3 protein-coding genes are annotated in these 2,800 nt (G+C 68.1%); all 3 read left to right on the top strand.

Features of this window, described 5'->3' with window-relative positions; all coding sequences use genetic code 11:
• Positions 1 to 227 precede the first annotated feature (227 nt).
• Genes fliD through Psi01_RS42810 form a run of 3 tightly spaced genes read left to right on the top strand, consistent with a single transcriptional unit; the run spans position 228 to position 2,366 of the window.
• A complete protein-coding gene (fliD, locus tag Psi01_RS42820) occupies positions 228 to 1,616 on the top strand; it encodes a flagellar filament capping protein FliD (protein WP_204069947.1) in 1,389 nt (462 codons plus the stop codon).
• A gap of 5 nt (positions 1,617 to 1,621) precedes the next feature.
• Complete coding sequence (fliS, locus tag Psi01_RS42815; RefSeq protein WP_204069946.1) at positions 1,622 to 2,023, top strand: flagellar export chaperone FliS; 402 nt, start codon at positions 1,622 to 1,624, stop codon at positions 2,021 to 2,023.
• Between the two features lies 1 nt (position 2,024).
• Positions 2,025 to 2,366, top strand: coding sequence for a hypothetical protein (locus Psi01_RS42810; protein WP_204069945.1), 342 nt, complete (start codon positions 2,025 to 2,027; stop codon positions 2,364 to 2,366).
• The last annotated feature ends 434 nt before the right edge of the window (positions 2,367 to 2,800 follow it).

The following is a 2,800-nucleotide window of genomic DNA, read 5'->3' as shown; positions in this document are numbered from 1 at the left end:
CCAGGCCCCGCAGGGTGTCCTGAAGCTCCTGGGTTAATCATCGGCAGGCGCTAACCGCGCCCGCTGATGAGCGGCAACGCATCAACGAAGGGGCGGCCGGCGTGAACCGCCGGCCGCCCCTCCGCCTTTTTCGGCACGTCTCCTCCCGCGGGGACGTACGGCACGTCACTCCCGGGGTGGCGTGAACGCCCGCCCGGGAGCGGGCAGCACAGAGAGGACGCACATACGTGGCTGGCAGTACCGTCGACGGCCTTGTCAGTGGCCTGAGCACCAGTTCCCTGATCTCCCAGCTCATGCAGATCGAGCGGGCTCCACAGACCCAGCTCCAGAGCAAGGTCACAACCCAGCAGAAGGTGCAGACCGCCTACCAGGCGATCAACACCAAGCTGGCCTCGCTCAAGAGCGCCGCCGACGACATGCTGAAGACCACCTCCTGGCAGATCGGCAAGGCGTCGTCCTCCTCGTCCACGGTCACCGCGACCACGACGGCCGGCGCCGTTCCCGGAAGCGTCAGCTTCAACGTCACCAGCGTCGCCAAGTCGCAGGTGAGCACCGCCAAGTACGCCTCGGCCACCGACCCGGCGCTGGCGGCCGGCGTCTCGAAGGTCGGCATCTCCATCGGCGGCGCCGCCGCGGTGGAGATCAACGTCACCACGAACACCCCGCAGGGCGTCGCGGAGGCGATCAACTCCGCGGGCCTGAACGTGCGCGCCTCGGTCCTGAACACCGACCAGGGCCCCGTGCTCCAGCTCAACTCCACCAAGACCGGCACGGCCAACGGTTTCACCATCACCGGCCTGGCCGGCGGCGCCCCCGACGACATCGTCCCCGCCGCCAACGCCACGATCGAGGTGGGCGACCCGAACGGCTCCGGCTACACCGTCACCAGTGCCAGCAACGCCATCACCGGCGTCCTGACCGGCACGACCATCAACGTGACCAAGCTGGAGAACAACGTCACCGTCACGGTCGACGCGGACAACGAGGCCGTCGCCGACAAGATGAAGGCCTTCGTCGACGCGACGAACGCCGTGCTGAGCGAGATCGGCACCCAGACCGCCTACACCGCCGGGGCCAAGACGAAGCAGCCACTCTCCGGCAACTCCACCGTCCGTCAGATCTCCCAGACCATGCTCGGGCAGGTCGGCACCGGCCAGAGCGGGTCCGGCAGCTTCTCGCAGTTCGGCGTCGAGCTCGACCGGTACGGCAAGCTCACCTTCGACCGTGAGAAGTTCCTCAAGGCCTACGCGGCCGACCCGGCCAAGGTCGTGAACGCGGTGACGGCCGAGGATCCCGCGGTCCAGATCACCACGGCGCCCGACGGGACGCAGGTCCCCAAGTCCAAGCTGACCGCCGTCATGGGACTCGCCGAGCGGATCTCGATCGCCGCCAACAACAGCAAGACGACCATCACCAAAGCCATCAAAGGCAGCGAGAGCATGGTCACCGACCTCAACAAGCGGATCGACGCCTGGGACCTGCGCCTGGAGAACCGCGAAGCCGCGTTGCGCAAGCAGTTCGCCAACCTTGAGGTCTCACTCGGCAAGTTGAACCAGCAGTCCACCTGGCTCGCCGGCCAGATCTCCAGCCTGCCCACGCCCTCGAGCAACGGATAGCCGCCATGAACAACCCTTCGATGCGAGCCCGGTACATCGCCGACACGGTCAACACCGCCTCACCCGGTCAGCTGCTCGTCATGCTCTACGACCGGCTCGTCCTCGACCTGGTCAGGGCGGAGGAGGCGCTGGGCACCGGCGACCGCGAGAACGCCGCCAAGCAGCTCATGCACGCCCAGGACATCATCATCGAGCTGCGTTCCTCGTTGAAGACGGACGTCTGGGACGGCGCGGCGGGCCTCGCCGAGCTCTACGGCTTCCTGCTCACCCAGCTCATCCAGGCCAACGTGCGCGCCGACGTGAAGATCGTGGCCTCGTGCAGGTCCCTGGTCGAGCCGCTGCGGGACGCCTGGCGCACCGCCGTCACCGAGGCCGGGACCCTCGCCTCCGCCACCCGGGTGGCGTGAGGTGGGCGCGCAGCCGGCCGGGGCCGGCAACTGGCACGCCGCCTGGTCCGCCGCGCTGGACTCCCTGGAGATGGACGTCGCCGCCGCCGAGGAGCTGCTCGCCGGCGACCACCGCAGCCGCGAGCTCCCGCCCACGGCCGCCTGGTCGCCTCCCGAGAACCTCGGTCCACTGCCGCTCGACCTGCGTCCCCGCGCCGACGCCATCCTCGCCCGGCAGCTCGCCGCCGCCCAGGCCCTCGCCATGGCCATGGTCGGCAACCGCCGCCAGGTCGCCATGCTCGCCCGCGTCGAGTCCGGCGATGACGGTGGCCAACGACCCGTCTATGTCAACTGCGCTGCTTGACATATTGCTTGAATAGCTATTCAAATAAATTATAGCATGTAAGAGCTACGGCATCTCCGCCGGTCGTGCCGGCCCGCTTTTGCGGGTCGGCTCCCCGGACGACAGAACGGCGGAGGCCGTACCCCGGCCGATCGGGTTCGCGGCCCACCTGGGCACCGGCGACGGTGCCTGCGAATCGGCCTTCTGAGCCGCGGGGAGTGTTTACGGCGTAAACACTCCCCGCGGCTCAGGCATGTACGGGGTCGGGTTCGGCTCCGTGCGAGCGCGTGATTCGCGGTGGATCTTGCACTTTAGGACTTTCTATCCCTGGCAACTTTTCTGCACCTTTGAGGCACTTCTCCCGCTACACCCGCCCGGCTTACTGGATGACGAAGGCCGCTACCGCAGGGCTCTTCACCGGCCCGGCCCCTTCCGCCCCGGCGGAAAAGCCCTCC

The organism is Paraplanobispora siamensis (assembly GCF_016863175.1).
GTDB classification, from domain to species: Bacteria; Actinomycetota; Actinomycetes; order Streptosporangiales; family Streptosporangiaceae; genus Planobispora; species Planobispora siamensis.
This window is presented reverse-complemented; position numbering and strand designations above follow the sequence as displayed.